Source organism: Enterobacter cloacae complex sp. 277I4 (assembly GCF_050031465.1).
Classification (GTDB): domain Bacteria; phylum Pseudomonadota; class Gammaproteobacteria; order Enterobacterales; family Enterobacteriaceae; genus Enterobacter; species Enterobacter cloacae.
The window spans coordinates 3,088,123-3,105,575 of the sequence record NZ_JBLGWC010000001.1 but is presented as its reverse complement, the minus strand read 5'-3'; the positions used below and the strand labels follow the sequence as shown (position 1 = coordinate 3,105,575).

The following is a 17,453-nucleotide window of genomic DNA, read 5'->3' as shown; positions in this document are numbered from 1 at the left end:
TATCGATATTAATTCTGGGTATCAAGCGTAGAGAGTTCTTTATCAATAAAGTAAAGACCTTCACCGGTTTTACCGGCCAGCGATAATTTATCCAGAACCGATTTAAACAGTTTCTCTTCTTCGTGTTGCTCGGCCACATACCACTGCAGGAAATTAAAGGTTGGATAATCCTGGCTGGTCATTGCCGCATGCACCAGCTCGTTAATTTTCTGGGTGATCAGCTGCTCGTGCTCGTAGGTAGCGCGGAAGAGTTCATCAAGTGAGCCATACTCCGCAAACGGTGATGCCACGTTATCAATGCGCGGCAGGCTGCCGGTATCTGTCAGATAATCAAAGAGACGCTGCATGTGGGTCATCTCTTCCTGAGCGTGACGACGCAGGAACGCGGCGGCACCTTCAAAGCTGTGATAGCTGCACCAGGCACTCATCTGCTGGTAGAGCAGGGAGGAAAAAAGCTCAAGATTCATTTGTGCATTGAGCTTGTCGATCATTTCAGTTTTCAGCATGGTGACGCTCCGGTTTATTATTTCTGGTTCACAATGAGCGACACTATAATTTGTTATTTAATTATATGCAAAACGTAAAATAAATATTTGTTTATTTAAAAATACGAATGGGAATAAAACGCATTGGCGATATTTATATTTATAAATGAGAATTATTTATTTTAACGGGCTGCCAGCCAAAACTGGCAGCGCAGATTAATACCACGGATTACTGGTGGCCGGTTTAACAGCATAACCCATGCATTTGTACTGAATGGTCACGCTCTCGTTCAGACACAGTGAGCCGCTAATCAGGGTGCAGGTTTTAATGGGCTGTCCATAGGAGGAGGCGGTGGCATATCCCATGCCCTGGCACGCTTTGGTTGCAGTGCCATTGTTCACATATTCATCAGACCAGGCGTTTTGCAGGGCGGCCTGACCATAGTCAAGGCGGACTATGCCATTTGGCGCATCCAGACTGCTCACCTGTGCCTGGCGGTTGATGCTACATCCCGCGAGCAGCAGGACCGTGCCGACAACGAAGACTCTTTTCATGGTTCGCTCTGAGTGGAGGGAAATACGTTATCGTACCGCTCGCTGTCCGCCGCAATGCCCTGAATAGCCGGACAATCTGCCCTTTCTCTTTGCAACGGGCCGGGCTCAGACCTGTCATCAACAAAAATGTGAGTCCTCTTTGGTTTTTTAAAACAATCTTTCATTTAATTTGAAAGTGCGTTTGTGTGATAGTAGGGTGAAGATGAAAAGATATCCATGATGGGCTCGCCCGCAACGCATTCAGGAGAGAGACAATGAAAATCGCACTGATGATGGAAAACAGCCAGGCCGCAAAAAATCCAGTGATTCTGAAAGAGTTAAAAACGGTCGCCGATGAAAAAGGGTTCCCGGCGTATAACGTTGGCATGAGCGATGAGAACGACCATCATCTGACCTATATCCATCTGGGGATCATGGCGAGCATTTTGCTCAATGCGAAGGCCGTTGATTTTGTGGTGACTGGGTGTGGAACGGGCCAGGGGGCGTTGATGTCGCTGAACATCCACCCGGGCGTGATCTGCGGTTACTGTATCGACCCTGCAGATGCGTTTCTCTTCGCCCAGATTAACAACGGTAACGCGCTTGCCCTGCCGTTTGCCAAAGGCTTCGGCTGGGGTGCAGAGCTGAACGTTCGCTTTATCTTCGAAAAAGCGTTCACCGGCCGCAAGGGAGAAGGTTATCCGCCAGAGCGCAAAGAGCCTCAGGTACGTAATGCGGGGATCCTGAATCAGGTGAAAGCGGCTGTGGTCAAAGAGAACTATCTGGACACGCTGCGGGCAATCGATCCTGAGCTGGTAAAAACCGCCGTTTCCGGCCAGCGCTTCCAGCAGTGCTTCTTTGAAAACTGCCAGGACAAAGAGATCGAGGCTTTCGTGCGCGAGATTGTCGGCTAACACGCGTAGTTGAATACAGAAAAAATTGTGATGTGAGTCACAAAAATATTGATTTTTGTGATGGTGGTCATATTATAGGCACATTGACGATAAAGTTGTATAACAAGTTAATGGAGCATCACAATGAAACTGCGCAAAATCCTCAAAAGCATGTGGGCTAACTACTGCAACACCTTCAAAGACGTGCCGCCTGGCGCGATGTTCTGATAAAAAAACCTGCTTCGGCAGGTTTTTTTATGCCTGCAACCACCAGAAGGGAGATGAAAGGGGGCGTGTTTTGTTACTATGGCGGCCTTTGAATAAGGAGAAACCCCCATGTCTCAAAACCTGAGCGCCGATCAGGAACTGGTATCTGATGTTGTCGCATGCCAGCTGGTCATCAAACAGATCCTTGATGTCTTAGATGTTATCGCGCCGGTGGAAGTGCGCGAGAAGATGTCTACCCAGCTGAAAAACATCGATTTTTCCAGCCATCCCGCTGCGGCTGACCCGGTTACGCTTCGGGCGATCCAGAAAGCCATCGCGCTGATTGAGCTGAGATTCACGCCGCAGGGTGAATCTCACTGATAGCGCGCAACGTGAGAAGGGCGACAGTGCCTGTCGCCCGAAAGCGTTTAAAAGAAGGTCTGTACCAGCAGATAACTCGCCGCGCACGCACAGCTCACGCCAATTATCCCAGGTAGAATAAAGCTGTGGTTGATAATAAATTTGCCGATACGAGTTGTCCCTGAACGGTCAAACCCGATGCAGGCCAAATCGCTTGGGTAGGTGGGCAGAACAAAATAGCCATACGACGCCGGGAAGAAAGCGATCAGCATTTTCGGATCGATACCCAGCATTAACCCCATCGGCGCCACGGCCGTCAGCGCTGCCGCCTGGCTGTTCACCAGTTTAGAGACCAGGAAAAGCACGATGGCGTAGGTCCACGGATGGCTTTTCACGACCCCTTCCAGCGCCAGTTTTAGCTCGTCGAGATGTGCCTGGAAAAAGGTATCACTCATCCACGCGACGCCGAACACCGAGAAAATCGCCACCATTCCGGCTTTAAAGACCGCACCGTTAGAAATGGTCGCTGCATTGACCTTGCAGGTGACCAGCATCACCGCACCCGCAATGAGCATCATCATCTGAATGACAAGGTTCATCGACAGCGCCGTCATTTTGCCTTTCACCTCAAACGCCGGACGCAGTTCAGGCAATGCCCCGAGCAGCACCACCACCGCGATCCCGGCGAAGAAAATCCACGTTGACCAGTAGGCCTGTTTCGGAAAACGTTGGTTCATCAACGTCTCGGTTCCGCCGTAGATAAACTCGCGCTGTTTTGGATCTTTCAGCTTTTCCTGGAATTCCATGTCATCGGCTAAATCTTTCCCGCGGCGTAAACTCCACAGGGCGGCAATGGTCACACCGAACAGCGAGGCGGGAACCGACACGGCGAGAATTTCGAGGATCCCCCACGCGTGTCCAATGCCGTGCTGGGCGGCCAGAATGGAAATCAGCGACACCACGGCAACGGAGACCGGGGAGGCGGTGATTGCCATTTGCGATGCCACCGACGCCACGGCCATCGGACGTTCCGGGCGGATCCCTTTTTTCAGGGCGATATCGGCAATAATCGGGAACATGGTGTACACCACATGGCCGGTACCGCAGAGAAAGGTCAGCATCCAGGTGGTAAAGGGGGCGAGGAGGGTGATGTGCTGAGGATGCTTGCGCAGCAGGCGCTCGGCAAATTGCATCATCACATTCAGCCCACCTGCCGTCTGCAGGGTGGCCGCACACCCGATCACAGCGAGGATGGTCAGCATCACATCAACCGGCGGTTTACCGGGCTGCAGACCAAAGATAAACGTCAAAATAAACAGACCGATACCGCTTATCAGTCCCAGTCCCATCCCGCCAAAACGCGTGCCTGTCAGCAGGCACAGGAGGATGACAATAAACTCAATGGTGATCATGATGCTCCCTCGTCATTACTTATGTAATTAAATAAATCATTACATGTTGTAGGGATAATCATTGAGAGCGAGATCTGATTTGTTAAATCTTTTAAAAAGCAGGAGGTTGGCTGTGAAAAAGAGGCCCACTCCCGAACGGGAGCAGGCGAAAAGCTTAGTGGTGCTGTACTGTCACCAGATCGAGCAGGTGACGGTCGGTCTGTTCCGGGCATAACCCGGACTGTTGCGCGTTGCGGAGCTCATCCGCCAGCGCCTTCAGTAAAATGCCGTCCTGCTGCTGCTCTTTGTCCATATCGCGCAAGAATTGCAGTGTTGCGCTGTCATGCTGTGCTCTGGCTTCATCCGCCAGTTTATTCAGCGTGGCGCAGCGTTGCTCATACTCTTCAAGTGTTTTCCTGAACAACTCCTCCAGCGAGGAGTAGTGCCCATTAATTGCATCCGGGGCTTTGACGATAGGATTTGCCCCTGCGCCTTTCAAAAAGTTAAAGACGCGCATCATATGGGTGACGTTACTTTGTGCCTGGGTACGAAAAAAAGTGGCGGTACCGTTGAGACGGTTCTCAGAACACCACTCGCTCAAATGGAGGTGCAGATTCGACGCATAGAACTCCAGGTTCATCTGCGCATTGAGTTTTTGCATCATCGTTTGGGTAGTCATACCAATATCCTTATAGACTGTTAGTGTGATGTCCGTAACAAAACCTGAACGGGCAGGTTAAGACGAGTAAGTGGCAGAAAAGCATTTCTGCAGTGACAAAAGTCGACCGAATAATCACTTCCTGTGTTCGATATAAATAAGCATACCCCTGCCTGGCGTTTAAGAAAACTCTTAATTGGTGCGTTTTACCATACATTACAAAATTTAATATAGTACAAAACTAACAACATGTTGTTATAAAATTAGATTTATCTAATGCCTTGAAATTACTGGTTTTTACCTATTTTAATATCGATATTTACCCACTGGGAATAGTGATCCGGAATAATGCTCTGAGAAATCGTTAATTCAGGATTAACTATTTCAAATATATGATGCGCCGACTAAATTGCGCTAAATCAATTTTCGTAGAAAAACGCCATAAAATATATTTTGCGGCAACGCCAGTGCTACACAGTTCATGATGATGGTAATGCCGTACCGCGATCGCGCCCGGAGCGCGGGGGTTTGGGTATCAGGGATTTCTTAGCTGATCTTATGGATAATTCTGCTTATCTCGGTTTCATTTGTCCGACAAATACTGCCGTTTTTATGTCATTTTTCGCTGAATTTATGTACGCAATTACTGTAATTCTGCGGTGTGATGGCGCTCTCTTATGGATGATTAATTTCCCGCTAAAACTATCACCAGCACTAACGCTTATGACGAGGTAAGCGCTAATGCCTTGTTTTAAGTCCGATTAAATAAGAAGTACGCAAATATTCCCTACAGAAAAGAACGCTAATGCTGGAGTTTACCATGCACAAATTTACTAAAGCGCTGGCGGCCATCGGTCTGGCTGCCGTTATGTCACAATCCGCTATCGCTGAGAATTTAAAACTCGGTTTTTTGGTAAAACAGCCGGAAGAACCCTGGTTCCAGACCGAATGGAAATTCGCCGATAAGGCCGGGAAAGATTTAGGTTTTGAAGTCATTAAAATCGCCGTGCCTGACGGTGAAAAAACGCTGAACGCTATCGACAGCCTGGCGGCCAGCGGGGCGAAAGGGTTCGTTATCTGTACGCCGGATCCCAAACTGGGCTCTGCGATTGCAGCCAAAGCGCGCGGTTACGACATGAAGGTTATTGCGGTTGACGATCAGTTCGTCAACGCCAAGGGCAAACCGATGGACAGCGTGCCGCTGGTTATGATGGCGGCCACCAAAATTGGCGAACGTCAGGGCCAGGAACTCTATAAAGAGATGCAGAAACGCGGCTGGGATGTGAAAGATACCGCCGTGATGGCCATCACCGCCGACGAGCTGGATACCGCCCGCCGTCGTACCACCGGGTCAATGGACGCGCTGAAAGCTGCCGGCTTCCCGGAAAAACAGATTTATAAAGTGCCGACAAAATCCAACGACATTCCGGGGGCCTTCGACGCCGCCAACTCCATGCTGGTTCAACATCCAGAGGTGAAGCACTGGCTGGTGGTCGGCATGAACGATAACACCGTCCTGGGCGGCGTACGCGCAACGGAAGGTCAGGGCTTCAAAGCGCCTGATGTGATCGGTATCGGCATCAACGGCGTTGACGCGGTGAGTGAGCTCTCTAAAGCGCAGGCGACGGGCTTCTACGGCTCACTGCTGCCAAGCCCGGACGTGCACGGCTATAAATCCAGCGAAATGCTCTACAACTGGGTTACCAAAGGGGTGGAACCGCCGAAGTTTACTGAAGTGACCGACGTGGTGCTGATCACCCGCGACAACTTCAAAGAGGAGCTGGCGAAAAAAGGACTGGGCGGTAAGTAATACGCGGTGATTGTGCCCCTCGCGAACCGCGAGGGGCCAGACGTACACACTACAGGAATCACGGAGACGTTATGCGACAGTCTGATCCGTATCTCTCTTTTCGCGGTATCGGGAAAACCTTTCCCGGTGTTAACGCGCTGACCGATATCAGCTTCGACTGCTATGCCGGTCAGGTTCACGCCCTGATGGGCGAAAACGGCGCCGGAAAATCCACGCTGTTGAAAATCCTCAGCGGCAACTACACGCCAACCACCGGCACGCTGGCCATTCGCGGCGAAGAGGTGGCGTTTGCTGATACCACCGCTGCGCTCAACGCCGGGGTGGCCATCATCTATCAGGAACTGCATTTGATCCCTGAGATGACGGTGGCGGAAAACATCTATTTAGGCCAGCTCCCGCACAAAAGCGGCGTGGTAAACCGGTCGCTACTTAATTACGAAGCGGGGCTGCAGCTGAAACATCTGGGTCTGGATGTCGATCCCCAGACACCACTGAAGTATCTCTCCATCGGCCAGTGGCAGATGGTAGAAATTGCCAAGGCGCTGGCGCGTAACGCCAGGATCATTGCCTTCGACGAACCGACAAGCTCGCTTTCCGCGCGTGAAATCGAAAACCTGTTCCGGGTGATCCGCGAGCTGCGTAAAGAAGGCCGCATTATTTTGTATGTTTCGCACCGTATGGAAGAGATTTTTGCCTTAAGCGATGCCATCACCGTCTTTAAAGATGGCCGCTACGTGCGCACCTTTACCGATATGGAGCAGGTCAATCATGACCAGCTCGTTCAGGCGATGGTTGGCCGCGAGCTGGGAGATATCTATCACTGGCAGCCACGCGAATACGGCCCTGAGCGCCTGAAGCTGGAAAACGTTAAAGCGCCGGGTGTGCGAACGCCGATCTCGCTCTCGGTGCGCAGCGGGGAGATCGTCGGGCTGTTTGGTCTGGTGGGCGCAGGGCGTAGCGAGTTAATGAAAGGCCTGTTTGGCGGTACGTGCATCACCGAAGGGCAGGTATCCATTGACGGGCAGCGGGTCGATATCCAGAAGCCCGCACATGCCATCCAGGCCGGAATGATGCTCTGCCCGGAAGACCGCAAAGCGGAGGGCATTATTCCGGTGCACTCGGTACGTGACAACATCAATATTTCCGCGCGGCGGAAGTTTATTCGCGCCGGTTGCCTGATCAACGACGGCTGGGAGGAGAGCAACGCCGACCACCATATCCGTTCGCTGAACATCAAAACCCCGGGCCCGGAACAGCTGATCATGAATCTCTCCGGCGGTAACCAGCAGAAGGCGATTTTAGGCCGCTGGTTGTCGGAGGATATGAAGGTCATTTTGCTGGATGAGCCAACGCGCGGCATCGATGTGGGGGCGAAACACGAAATTTATAACGTGATTTATGAGCTGGCAAAACGCGGTGTGGCGGTGTTGTTCGCCTCCAGCGATCTGCCTGAGGTACTCGGCGTGGCCGACCGCATTGTTGTGATGCGTGAGGGCGAAATCGCCGGTGAATTGCTTCATGAACAGGCGAATGAACAACAGGCGTTGAGTCTCGCCATGCCGAAAGTTAGCCAGGCTGTCGCCTGAGCAAGGAGTTAATGATGTCCTCTGTTACTACATCCGGAGCGCCGAAATCGAAATCGGCCTTCAGTTTTGGCCGCATCTGGGATCAGTACGGCATGCTGGTGGTCTTTGCCGCACTCTTTGTCGCCTGCGCGATCTTTGTGCCCAACTTTGCCACCTTCATTAATATGAAAGGACTGGGGCTGGCCATTTCCATGTCCGGCATGGTGGCCTGCGGGATGCTGTTCTGTCTGGCCTCGGGCGATTTCGACCTGTCAGTGGCCTCCGTCATTGCCTGTGCTGGCGTCACCACGGCGGTGGTAATCAACATGACCGAAAGCCTGTGGATTGGCGTGCTGGCGGGTCTGCTGCTGGGCGTTATCAGCGGTCTGGTTAACGGGTTTGTGATTGCCCGCCTGAAGATTAACGCCCTGATCACCACGCTTGCGACCATGCAGATTGTGCGCGGTCTGGCCTATATCATCTCCGACGGTAAAGCGGTGGGGATTGAAGACGAGCGCTTCTTCACCCTTGGCTATGCGAACTGGCTGGGGTTGCCTGCGCCAATCTGGCTGACGGTGGCCTGCCTGATCCTGTTCGGCTTCCTGCTTAACCGCACCACGTTTGGCCGAAATACCCTGGCGATCGGCGGTAATGAGGAAGCGGCGCGGCTGGCGGGTGTACCGGTGGTGCGCACCAAGATCATTATCTTTGTGCTTTCCGGTCTGGTCTCGGCGGCAGCGGGGATTATTCTGGCATCGCGCATGACCAGCGGCCAGCCTATGACCTCCATCGGTTACGAGCTGATCGTCATTTCAGCCTGCGTGTTGGGCGGGGTTTCGCTGAAGGGCGGCATCGGAAAAATCTCATATGTGGTGGCCGGTATCCTCATTTTGGGGACGGTAGAGAACGCCATGAACCTGCTGAATATTTCGCCGTTCTCCCAGTATGTGGTTCGTGGCCTGATCCTGCTCGCAGCCGTGATTTTCGACCGTTACAAGCAAAAAGCGAAGCGTACCGTGTAACGTTCTTCCTGCCTTTTAATTGCTCAACTTATAACCTTAGTTGACGCATGAACCGCCCCGCCAGTTCCGCTGGCGGGGCGGTTGTCAAATGGCGAGCGACGTCACACTGTCTATACTTACATGGCTATGAAAGAGGTAAAGGCGTTTACCTCTCGTAAACCGTAAGGAGGACCAGGGTGGCTGACTTGTTAACCGCACCGCCTGTACTGCCCGGACACTATGCTTTCTTTTTCGATCTCGACGGCACGCTCGCCGGGATAAAACCGCACCCCGACCAGGTGGTTATCCCGGAGGCGGTATTACAGGATTTGCATCAGCTCTCGCAAATGAATGAGGGAGCACTGGCATTGATATCAGGGCGCTCAATGGCCGAGCTGGATCTGCTCGCCAGTCCTTACCACTTTCCGCTGGCCGGTGTACACGGAGCGGAGCGCCGCGACATCCATGATCACACGCACATCGTTTCACTCCCCGATGCATTAATCGAAAAGCTGCAGGCGCAGCTCGCTGCTGCACTGGCTGAACTGCCGGGCACGGAGCTGGAAGCCAAAGGGATGGCCTTTGCCTTGCACTATCGCCAGGCACCGCAGCATGAAGAGGCCGTGCTTGCGCTCGCCGCCAGGGTCGCGCAGGCGCATCCTGAGCTGGCGCTGCAGCCGGGTAAATGCGTCGTGGAGCTTAAACCGAAAGGGATCAATAAAGGGGCTGCGATCGCCGCGTTTATGGCAACGCCGCCTTTCCGGGGCCGGACGCCCGTTTTTCTTGGGGATGACCTGACCGATGAGGCCGGGTTTCGTGTAGTGAATCAGGCCGGAGGGATCTCCGTGAAGGTTGGGCCTGGTGACACTGAAGCCGAATGGCGTCTGGCAAATGTGGCCAGCGTCTGGCAGTGGATATCTGACATCGCTAACCAGCAACAACAACAAATAGCGCAAAACAAAGGGGGAAACCATTATGGGTCGCTTAGTCGTCGTCTCTAACCGTATCGCACCGCCTGACGATAAAAAAGCCAGTGCAGGTGGACTGGCGGTGGGGGTATTAGGTGCCTTAAAAGCTGCTGGCGGGCTGTGGTTTGGCTGGAGTGGTGACATCAGTGAGGAAGAAAAACCACTTAAAAAGGTGACGCGCGGCAACATCACCTGGGCGTCATTCGCCCTGAAAGAGAAAGATTATGACGAGTACTACTCCCAGTTCTCGAATGCCGTGCTGTGGCCCGCGTTCCACTACCGTCTGGACCTTGTCAAATTCCAGCGAGAATCGTTTGAAGGCTACAGCCGCGTCAATGCGCTGCTGGCGGATAAACTGCTGCCTTTAATCGAGGAAGACGATATTTTATGGATCCACGATTATCATCTGCTTCCCTTCGCCCGCGAGCTGCGAAAACGCGGAGTCAACAACCGCATCGGCTTCTTCCTCCATATTCCGTTCCCGACACCGGAAATTTTTACAGCGCTGCCGCCGCATGAAGAGCTGCTGGAAGCGCTGTGTGATTACGATTTGCTGGGCTTCCAGACTGAGAATGACCGCATTGCGTTCCTGGATTCGGTATCGGGCAAAACACGCCTGATGACGAAAGGGGGCAAAACGCATACGGCCTGGGGTAAAACGTTCTATACCGAAGTCTATCCGATTGGGATAGAACCGGATGAGATTGCTGAGCAGGCGTCTGGTCCGTTGCCGCCGAAGCTGGCGCAGCTTAAAAACGAGCTGAAACACGTGAAGAATATCTTCTCGGTGGAGCGTCTCGACTACTCCAAAGGGCTGCCGGAGCGCTTCCTGGCGTATGAAACGCTGCTGGATAAATATCCGCAGCACCACGGTAAAATCCGCTATACGCAGATTGCACCTACGTCGCGTGGGGAAGTGCAGGCCTATCAGGATATTCGTCATCAACTGGAGACGGAAGCAGGGCGCATCAACGGCCGCTACGGTCAGCTGGGCTGGACGCCGCTGTTTTATCTGAACCAACACTTTGACCGTAAGATCCTGATGAAGGTGTTCCGCTATGCTGACGTCGGCCTCGTAACACCGCTGCGCGACGGGATGAACCTGGTGGCAAAGGAGTATGTGGCGGCGCAAGATCCGGCCGATCCGGGGGTGCTGGTGCTTTCTCAGTTTGCGGGAGCCGCGAACGAACTCACTTCAGCGCTCATCGTGAACCCTTACGACCGGGATGATGTGGCGAACGCGCTCAACCGTGCTCTGACGATGCCGCTGACGGAACGTATTTCCCGTCATGCGGAAATGATGGATACGATCCGCGAGAACGATATTAATCACTGGCAGGCACGTTTTATTCGCGATTTGCGTAATATTGAGCCGCAAAGCCATGAAGGCGTTCTGCAAAAAAAGATCGCGACTTTCCCTAAACTGGCGTGATATTCCTCTGGGGGTTTAACGACCCCCAAGAGGCACCAACAGCACATCAACCAGGCTTGAGGCGACTATCGATTTCGCCGCGCAGGCCGCCCGTGAAATAAAGCTTTGGTTATGATTACCGCATATCACTAAATCAATTTTCTCTTTGCGACATACGTCGAGAATATGCGCATTTAGTTCACCTGTCGCAATGACGGTCTGATAAATGGGATATTGCGCTTTCTCCACCAGCTCCTGCAGAAATTGCTGCGTTTCTTCCTGTAATACCCCACGAATATCTTCCAGCATGGGGGCTGCCAGTTGATTGTACATCTCGGGTTCGGCCGCAAGGGTAATTAAGCTGATGCGCGCATTATGCGGGCGGGCGATGGACACCGCCCGGGCAACGAGTTGGTGACTTTCCGGTGAAACTGCAACAGAAACAAGAAGATGGGAGTAACTCATCACGCACTCCTTAGCTGTCTGAAAAACCGCGTCTGTGTCAGCATTACCGCGAAATCAGCACTTCTGCAAGAGGTGAATACGACATTAGTGTGAAGCTTCTCATAATTATTCATTAATTATTCTTATAAGAAGAATAACGGCAAACCGCGTGCAAATGAAAAAAATTAACAACTTAACGTAAATCACACATTTTGATGCGCGTGATGTTAAATCGTTTTAAAGCGTTATAGACGCAATGTGAATGATCACGCTTTGAAACAAATTTTTCACCCCTCAAGCATAACTGTATGTTTTTCATAGGTAATGAAAATGTGGCCCTGAGATGTATAGCGTGTGAATTGTTGCGGTAGTCGCTATTGCTCAAAAAAGCAATCGCCATGCGCCTTCTGTTCGCACTTCTGCATGAGTATTCGTCCATAAAGAATATAAAATGGTCTTGATCGGTTAAAAAATGAACAAATTACAAGGCTCACTGATGGATTTATGGATGATATTCACTTAAATTATGTGACATGGATCACATTTTTTTTAAATTTGAGGATGGCTGCATTGTATGTGTCAAAACTGACGAGTAGAGTTTGCGTCGAATTAGGAAAAATCTTAGTTATTTGTAAGAAATGATAAAACATGTAAGAAGCGCATCCGCGCTTCGTTGGTGCACGTTTTGCAGAATACAAACCTAAATTCAACTATGCATTTAGCCTTTTTTTTAAATACCGGGTGTTTTCCCGGCGACATCACGGGGTGCGGTCTTTCCGCATAAAAATAATAGTTGGTTATTCGGGATGGGAAAAATGCATACATCCGAGTTGCTAAAACATATCTATGACATCAACCTGTCATATTTACTGCTCGCGCAGCGATTGATTAGTCAGGACAAAGCGTCCGCGATGTTTCGTTTAGGTATTAACGAAGAGATGGCAACCATGCTGGGCGGGTTAACCCTGCCGCAAATGGTTAAACTGGCTGAAACGAATCAACTGGTTTGCCAGTTCCGCTTCGATAATCCTCAGACTATCACGCGGCTGACACAGGAATCTCGTGTGGACGATCTGCAACAGATCCATACCGGTATTCTTCTCTCCACCCGCTTGCTCAACGAAATCAGCCAGCCTGATGACGCAGCCCGTAAAAAAAGAGCGTAGAAATGAGCGAGAAAAGCATTGTTCAGGAAGCGCGTGACATACAGTTGGCCATGGAGCTGATTACACTGGGTGCTCGTTTACAAATGCTGGAAAGCGAAACTCAGTTGAGCCGTGGTCGTCTCATCAAACTGTACAAAGAGTTACGTGGTAGTCCCCCACCGAAAGGAATGTTGCCGTTTTCAACGGACTGGTTTATGACCTGGGAGCAGAACATTCACGCCTCCATGTTCTGTAATGCCTGGCAGTACCTTCTCAAAACCGGTTTGTGTAGCGGCGTCGATGCCGTGATCAAAGCGTATAAACTTTACCTTGAACAATGCCCACAGCAGGAAGAGGGTCCCCTGCTGGCGCTGACCCGCGCATGGACGCTGGTGCGTTTTGTTGAGAGCGGAATGCTTGAATTGTCGCGCTGCAACTGCTGCGATGGCAATTTCATTACCCATGCTCATCAGCCTGCAGGCAGCTTCGCCTGTAGTTTATGTCAGCCTCCATCCCGTGCAGTAAAAAGACGTAAACTTTCCCGGGATGCTGCCGATATTATTCCACAACTGCTGGATGAACAGATCGAACAAGCTGTTTAACCCGAACGTGTGGGAAAGATTCCAGCAGCGGTAAGCCATTACCGCTGCTTTTTTTTATCCTGGATTCGGTAAACGCTGCGAGCTGAACGTCCTTGCCATAGTCACTAGCGGAAGGATGATGTCGTGCTTATCTTATTAGGTTACCTGGTAGTTCTCGGTACAGTTTTCGGCGGTTACATGATGACCGGCGGGCACCTTGGAGCACTCTATCAACCGGCTGAACTTATTATCATCGGCGGCGCAGGGGTAGGGGCTTTTATCGTTGGCAACAACGGGAAATCGATCAAGGGGACGCTGAAAGCTATTCCATTGCTGTTCCGTCGCTCGAAATACACCAAAAGCATGTATATGGATCTGCTGGCTCTGCTTTATCGCCTGATGGCGAAGTCGCGCCAGCAGGGGATGTTCTCGCTGGAACGGGATATCGAAAACCCGAAAGAGAGCGAGATTTTTGCCAGCTACCCGCGCATTCTTGCCGATGCCATGATGCTGGATTTCATTGTCGATTACCTGCGCCTGATCATCAGCGGCAATATGAATACCTTCGAAATTGAAGCGCTGATGGACGAAGAGATCGAAACCCACGAGAGCGAATCCGAAGTGCCGGCCAACAGCCTGGCGCTGGTGGGGGACTCATTGCCGGCCTTCGGTATCGTGGCGGCGGTCATGGGGGTTGTTCACGCGCTGGCCTCGGCGGATCGCCCGGCTGCAGAGCTGGGGGCGCTGATTGCCCACGCCATGGTGGGGACCTTCCTCGGTATTTTGCTGGCGTATGGTTTTATCTCTCCGCTGGCCAGCGTTCTGCGTCAGAAGAGCGCGGAAACCACCAAAATGATGCAGTGCGTGAAGATTACGCTGCTCTCTAACCTCAACGGTTATGCGCCACCGATCGCGGTTGAGTTTGGCCGTAAAACGCTTTACTCCAGCGAGCGTCCGTCGTTTATCGAGCTTGAAGAACACGTGCGTGCGGTGAAAAACCCAAACCAACAGACGACAACTGAGGACGCATGAAAAACCAGTCCCATCCGATCGTCATCGTAAAAAAGCGCAAGCATAAGGGGCATGGGCACGGTGCGCATGGCTCCTGGAAAATTGCCTACGCCGATTTTATGACCGCAATGATGGCCTTCTTTCTGGTGATGTGGTTGATCTCGATCTCCAGCCCGAAAGAGCTGATTCAGATTGCGGAATACTTCCGTACGCCGCTGGCGACTGCGGTCTCCGGTGGGCCGCGTATCTCTAACAGTGACAGCCCGATCCCCGGCGGCGGCGATGATTACACCCAGAAGCAGGGTGAGGTGAAAAAAGAGCCGAACATCGACGAGCTGAAGAGAAAGATGGAGCAGGCGCGTCTGAAGAAACTGCGCGGCGATCTCGATCAGCTGATTGAAGCGGACCCGAAACTGCGCGCGCTGCGACCGCATCTGAAGATCGATCTGGTGCAGGAAGGGCTGCGTATCCAGATTATTGATAGCCAGAACCGCCCGATGTTCAAAACCGGTAGCGCCGAGGTTGAACCCTATATGCGCGATATTTTGCGCGCCATTGCGCCGGTGCTGAACGGTATTCCAAACCGCATTAGCCTGTCAGGCCACACGGATGACTTCCCGTACGCCACGGGCGAGAAGGGATACAGCAACTGGGAGCTTTCTGCCGATCGTGCCAACGCCTCGCGTCGCGAGCTGGTGGCGGGTGGGCTTGATGATGGCAAGGTACTGCGCGTGGTCGGCATGGCAGCAACCATGCGTGTCTCTGACCGCGGGCCGGATGACGCCATCAACCGTCGTATCAGTCTTTTAGTGCTGAACCAGCAGGCGGAGCAGGCCATCCTGCATGAAAACGCCGAAAGTCAGAATGAGTCACTGGACGATTTAAAACAGCCTGGGGCCGTTCCTTCGGCTGCCGTTCCAACATCGCCACCAGCCAATCCGAGGTGATAGCGTGAGCATGGATATTAGCGATTTTTACCAGACATTCTTTGATGAAGCCGACGAATTGTTGGCGGATATGGAGCAACATTTGCTGGATTTGGTGCCAGAAGCGCCAGACTCCGAGCAGCTCAATGCCATCTTCCGCGCTGCGCACTCCATTAAAGGCGGAGCCGGAACATTTGGATTTACCATCCTGCAGGAAACCACCCATTTAATGGAAAACCTGCTTGATGAAGCACGACGCGGTGAGATGCAGCTCAATACCGACATTATCAACCTGTTTTTGGAAACCAAAGATATTATGCAGGAACAGCTCGACGCCTATAAAAGTTCGGCAGAGCCTGATGCCGCCAGCTTTGAATACATCTGCAATGCGCTGCGCCAGCTTGCGCTGGAAGCAAAAGGTGAGGTTGCCGCAGCCGTTGTTCCTGCAGCCAAACTGAGCGTTGTTGATGCGCCAGCCGCTGAAGATGCAGCACCTGCCGCCGCTAAAGCGGGGAAACTGCGCGTTGTGCTGTCACGCCTGAAAGAGAACGAAGTCAACCTGCTGGAAGAGGAGCTGGGTAACCTGGCGACATTAAGCAACGTGGTAAAAGGCAAAGACAGCCTTGCTGCGACGCTCGATGACGGTATCAGCCAGGACGACATCGTGGCGGTGCTGTGCTTTGTTATCGAAGCCGATCAAATCGCCTTTGAAACGGAAGCGGTTGCCGTTGACGCGCCTGCTGCAGTGGAGGAGGTTGCCGCTGTGGCTCAGGCTGCTGCGCCCGCGGTCGCCCCTGCTGCCCCGGCGTTGAAAGCCGTTCCTAAAGAGGCTGCTGCCCCGGGCCGTGGTGAAAAACCGGCGGCGCGCTCCAGCGAATCGACCAGTATTCGCGTTGCCGTAGAGAAGGTTGACCAGCTGATCAACCTGGTCGGCGAGCTGGTGATTACCCAGTCAATGCTGGCCCAGCGTTCTAACGAACTGGACCCGGTCACGCACGGCGATCTGATTACCAGCATGGGACAATTACAGCGTAACGCCCGCGATCTGCAGGAATCGGTGATGTCCATCCGTATGATGCCGATGGAGTACGTCTTTAGCCGCTTCCCGCGTCTGGTGCGCGACCTGGCCGGTAAACTCAATAAGCAGATTGAACTGACGTTGATGGGCAGCTCCACCGAGTTGGATAAGAGCCTGATTGAACGCATTATCGATCCGTTAACGCACCTGGTACGTAACAGCCTGGACCACGGTATCGAACTGCCGGAAAACCGTATTGCCGCCGGAAAATCCCCGGTCGGTAACCTGATCCTGTCTGCGGAGCACCAGGGCGGGAACATCTGTATTGAAGTAACCGATGACGGCGCGGGCCTTAACCGCGAGCGTATCCTGGCGAAGGCGATTTCGCAGGGGATGGCGGTCAGCGAAAACATGACCGATGAAGAAGTGGGCATGCTGATCTTCGCCCCGGGTTTCTCAACCGCCGAGCAGGTAACGGATGTCTCCGGACGCGGCGTGGGAATGGACGTGGTGAAGCGTAACATTCAGGAAATGGGCGGCCACGTCGAAATCCAGTCTAAGCAAGGTTCTGGTACCACCATTCGTATTTTACTGCCGCTGACGCTGGCGATCCTCGACGGTATGTCGGTGAAAGTGGCGGACGAAGTCTTCATTCTGCCGCTGAACGCGGTAATGGAATCACTGCAGCCACGTGAAGAAGATCTGCACCCACTGGCAGGTGGCGAGCGGGTGCTCGAAGTGCGTGGGGAATACCTGCCGCTGGTGGAACTGTGGAAAGTCTTCGAAGTCGACGGGGCGAAAACAGAGGCCACGCAGGGTATCGTCGTGATCCTGCAAAGTGCGGGTCGCCGCTACGCGCTGCTGGTTGACCAGTTGATTGGTCAGCACCAGGTGGTGGTGAAGAACCTCGAAAGCAACTACCGCAAAGTGCCGGGTATTTCTGCCGCCACCATTCTGGGTGATGGTAGCGTGGCGCTGATCGTTGACGTGTCGGCGCTTCAGGGATTAAATCGTGAACAACGTGTGGCGTACACAGCCGCCTGAT

General features: G+C 52.6%; 18 protein-coding genes. 13 read left to right on the top strand and 5 right to left on the bottom strand.

All coding sequences use genetic code 11. The features are described from left to right. Nucleotides 1-8 precede the first annotated feature (8 nt). Nucleotides 9-506: a non-heme ferritin gene (ftnA, locus tag ACQG19_RS15050; protein ID WP_013096038.1), complete on the bottom strand. Its 498-nt coding sequence runs from the start codon at nucleotides 504-506 to the stop codon at nucleotides 9-11. A 195-nt stretch (nucleotides 507-701) separates the two neighbouring features. Beyond that, a complete protein-coding gene (yecR, locus tag ACQG19_RS15045; protein ID WP_013096039.1) occupies nucleotides 702-1,040 on the bottom strand; it encodes a YecR family lipoprotein in 339 nt (112 codons plus the stop codon). 254 nt (nucleotides 1,041-1,294) lie between these two features. On the opposite strand from yecR, the gene ACQG19_RS15040 reads away from it, so the two are divergent. The 3 genes from ACQG19_RS15040 to ACQG19_RS15030 all read left to right on the top strand — a co-directional run bounded on the left by ACQG19_RS15040 (nucleotide 1,295) and on the right by ACQG19_RS15030 (nucleotide 2,500). Continuing rightward, a complete protein-coding gene (locus ACQG19_RS15040) occupies nucleotides 1,295-1,933 on the top strand; it encodes an RpiB/LacA/LacB family sugar-phosphate isomerase (protein ID WP_246932758.1) in 639 nt (212 codons plus the stop codon). A gap of 123 nt (nucleotides 1,934-2,056) precedes the next feature. Continuing rightward, a complete protein-coding gene (azuC, locus tag ACQG19_RS15035; protein WP_014832437.1) occupies nucleotides 2,057-2,140 on the top strand; it encodes a stress response protein AzuC in 84 nt (27 codons plus the stop codon). Between the two features lie 108 nt (nucleotides 2,141-2,248). Further along, complete coding sequence (locus tag ACQG19_RS15030; RefSeq protein ID WP_020687624.1) at nucleotides 2,249-2,500, top strand: DUF2766 family protein; 252 nt, start codon at nucleotides 2,249-2,251, stop codon at nucleotides 2,498-2,500. 47 nt (nucleotides 2,501-2,547) lie between these two features. Here ACQG19_RS15030 and ACQG19_RS15025 read toward each other — a convergent pair whose 3' ends face one another. Together ACQG19_RS15025 and ACQG19_RS15020 are read right to left on the bottom strand one after the other, a co-directional pair. Further along, nucleotides 2,548-3,891 (bottom strand): anaerobic C4-dicarboxylate transporter, encoded by a 1,344-nt coding sequence (locus tag ACQG19_RS15025; RefSeq protein ID WP_013096042.1) that lies wholly within the window; start codon nucleotides 3,889-3,891, stop codon nucleotides 2,548-2,550. 154 nt (nucleotides 3,892-4,045) lie between these two features. Beyond that, nucleotides 4,046-4,549, bottom strand: coding sequence for a non-heme ferritin-like protein (locus ACQG19_RS15020; protein ID WP_020687625.1), 504 nt, complete (start codon nucleotides 4,547-4,549; stop codon nucleotides 4,046-4,048). Between the two features lie 799 nt (nucleotides 4,550-5,348). Between ACQG19_RS15020 and araF the strand changes: the two genes are divergently transcribed. From araF to otsA, 5 genes are all read left to right on the top strand, one after another. Then, nucleotides 5,349-6,338, top strand: coding sequence for an arabinose ABC transporter substrate-binding protein AraF (gene araF, locus ACQG19_RS15015; RefSeq protein ID WP_028027935.1), 990 nt, complete (start codon nucleotides 5,349-5,351; stop codon nucleotides 6,336-6,338). A 71-nt stretch (nucleotides 6,339-6,409) separates the two neighbouring features. Continuing rightward, a complete protein-coding gene (gene araG, locus ACQG19_RS15010; protein ID WP_246932756.1) occupies nucleotides 6,410-7,924 on the top strand; it encodes an L-arabinose ABC transporter ATP-binding protein AraG in 1,515 nt (504 codons plus the stop codon). A gap of 14 nt (nucleotides 7,925-7,938) precedes the next feature. Further along, nucleotides 7,939-8,925 carry an L-arabinose ABC transporter permease AraH gene (gene araH / locus ACQG19_RS15005; protein ID WP_013096046.1) on the top strand — a complete coding sequence of 329 codons (987 nt, stop codon included), beginning with the start codon at nucleotides 7,939-7,941 and terminating at the stop codon, nucleotides 8,923-8,925. A gap of 176 nt (nucleotides 8,926-9,101) precedes the next feature. Next, the gene (gene otsB, locus ACQG19_RS15000; protein WP_029882592.1) at nucleotides 9,102-9,905 is read left to right on the top strand and encodes a trehalose-phosphatase; all 804 of its coding nucleotides are present in this window, start codon (nucleotides 9,102-9,104) and stop codon (nucleotides 9,903-9,905) included. Then, nucleotides 9,880-11,304: an alpha,alpha-trehalose-phosphate synthase gene (otsA, locus tag ACQG19_RS14995; protein WP_062728734.1), complete on the top strand. Its 1,425-nt coding sequence runs from the start codon at nucleotides 9,880-9,882 to the stop codon at nucleotides 11,302-11,304. Before otsB ends, otsA begins: the two co-directional genes overlap by 26 nt. A 15-nt stretch (nucleotides 11,305-11,319) precedes the next feature. Here the strand turns inward: otsA and uspC are convergent, their stop codons facing one another. Next, nucleotides 11,320-11,748 carry a universal stress protein UspC gene (gene uspC / locus ACQG19_RS14990; RefSeq protein WP_040019960.1) on the bottom strand — a complete coding sequence of 143 codons (429 nt, stop codon included), beginning with the start codon at nucleotides 11,746-11,748 and terminating at the stop codon, nucleotides 11,320-11,322. A 794-nt stretch (nucleotides 11,749-12,542) separates the two neighbouring features. Here uspC and flhD point away from each other — a divergent pair. From flhD to cheA, 5 genes are all read left to right on the top strand, one after another. Next, a complete protein-coding gene (gene flhD, locus ACQG19_RS14985) occupies nucleotides 12,543-12,893 on the top strand; it encodes a flagellar transcriptional regulator FlhD (protein ID WP_013096050.1) in 351 nt (116 codons plus the stop codon). A gap of 2 nt (nucleotides 12,894-12,895) precedes the next feature. Continuing rightward, nucleotides 12,896-13,474: a flagellar transcriptional regulator FlhC gene (gene flhC, locus ACQG19_RS14980; protein ID WP_013096051.1), complete on the top strand. Its 579-nt coding sequence runs from the start codon at nucleotides 12,896-12,898 to the stop codon at nucleotides 13,472-13,474. A gap of 123 nt (nucleotides 13,475-13,597) precedes the next feature. Further along, complete coding sequence (motA, locus tag ACQG19_RS14975) at nucleotides 13,598-14,485, top strand: flagellar motor stator protein MotA (RefSeq protein WP_008500417.1); 888 nt, start codon at nucleotides 13,598-13,600, stop codon at nucleotides 14,483-14,485. Continuing rightward, on the top strand, nucleotides 14,482-15,411 hold the full coding sequence (gene motB, locus ACQG19_RS14970; protein WP_013096052.1) for a flagellar motor protein MotB: 930 nt from the start codon (nucleotides 14,482-14,484) through the stop codon (nucleotides 15,409-15,411). Before motA ends, motB begins: the two co-directional genes overlap by 4 nt. Nucleotides 15,412-15,415: 4 nt before the next feature. After that, complete coding sequence (gene cheA / locus ACQG19_RS14965) at nucleotides 15,416-17,452, top strand: chemotaxis protein CheA (RefSeq protein ID WP_028027937.1); 2,037 nt, start codon at nucleotides 15,416-15,418, stop codon at nucleotides 17,450-17,452. Nucleotide 17,453: the final 1 nt, after the last annotated feature.

Bases quoted from the DNA above. Each gene is read 5' to 3' on its own strand.
- yecR (WP_013096039.1), bottom strand. From the start codon at position 1,040: ATGAAAAGAGTCTTCGTTGTCGGCACGGTCCTGCTGCTCGCGGGATGT.
- ACQG19_RS15030 (WP_020687624.1), top strand. From the start codon at position 2,249: ATGTCTCAAAACCTGAGCGCCGATCAGGAACTGGTATCTGATGTTGTC.
- uspC (WP_040019960.1), bottom strand. From the start codon at position 11,748: ATGAGTTACTCCCATCTTCTTGTTTCTGTTGCAGTTTCACCGGAAAGT.
- azuC (WP_014832437.1), top strand. From the start codon at position 2,057: ATGAAACTGCGCAAAATCCTCAAAAGCATGTGGGCTAACTACTGCAAC.
- flhD (WP_013096050.1), top strand. From the start codon at position 12,543: ATGCATACATCCGAGTTGCTAAAACATATCTATGACATCAACCTGTCA.
- ACQG19_RS15025 (WP_013096042.1), bottom strand. From the start codon at position 3,891: ATGATCACCATTGAGTTTATTGTCATCCTCCTGTGCCTGCTGACAGGC.
- ACQG19_RS15040 (WP_246932758.1), top strand. From the start codon at position 1,295: ATGAAAATCGCACTGATGATGGAAAACAGCCAGGCCGCAAAAAATCCA.
- motB (WP_013096052.1), top strand. From the start codon at position 14,482: ATGAAAAACCAGTCCCATCCGATCGTCATCGTAAAAAAGCGCAAGCAT.
- araG (WP_246932756.1), top strand. From the start codon at position 6,410: ATGCGACAGTCTGATCCGTATCTCTCTTTTCGCGGTATCGGGAAAACC.
- araF (WP_028027935.1), top strand. From the start codon at position 5,349: ATGCACAAATTTACTAAAGCGCTGGCGGCCATCGGTCTGGCTGCCGTT.
- araH (WP_013096046.1), top strand. From the start codon at position 7,939: ATGTCCTCTGTTACTACATCCGGAGCGCCGAAATCGAAATCGGCCTTC.
- flhC (WP_013096051.1), top strand. From the start codon at position 12,896: ATGAGCGAGAAAAGCATTGTTCAGGAAGCGCGTGACATACAGTTGGCC.
- ftnA (WP_013096038.1), bottom strand. From the start codon at position 506: ATGCTGAAAACTGAAATGATCGACAAGCTCAATGCACAAATGAATCTT.
- ACQG19_RS15020 (WP_020687625.1), bottom strand. From the start codon at position 4,549: ATGACTACCCAAACGATGATGCAAAAACTCAATGCGCAGATGAACCTG.
- otsA (WP_062728734.1), top strand. From the start codon at position 9,880: ATGGGTCGCTTAGTCGTCGTCTCTAACCGTATCGCACCGCCTGACGAT.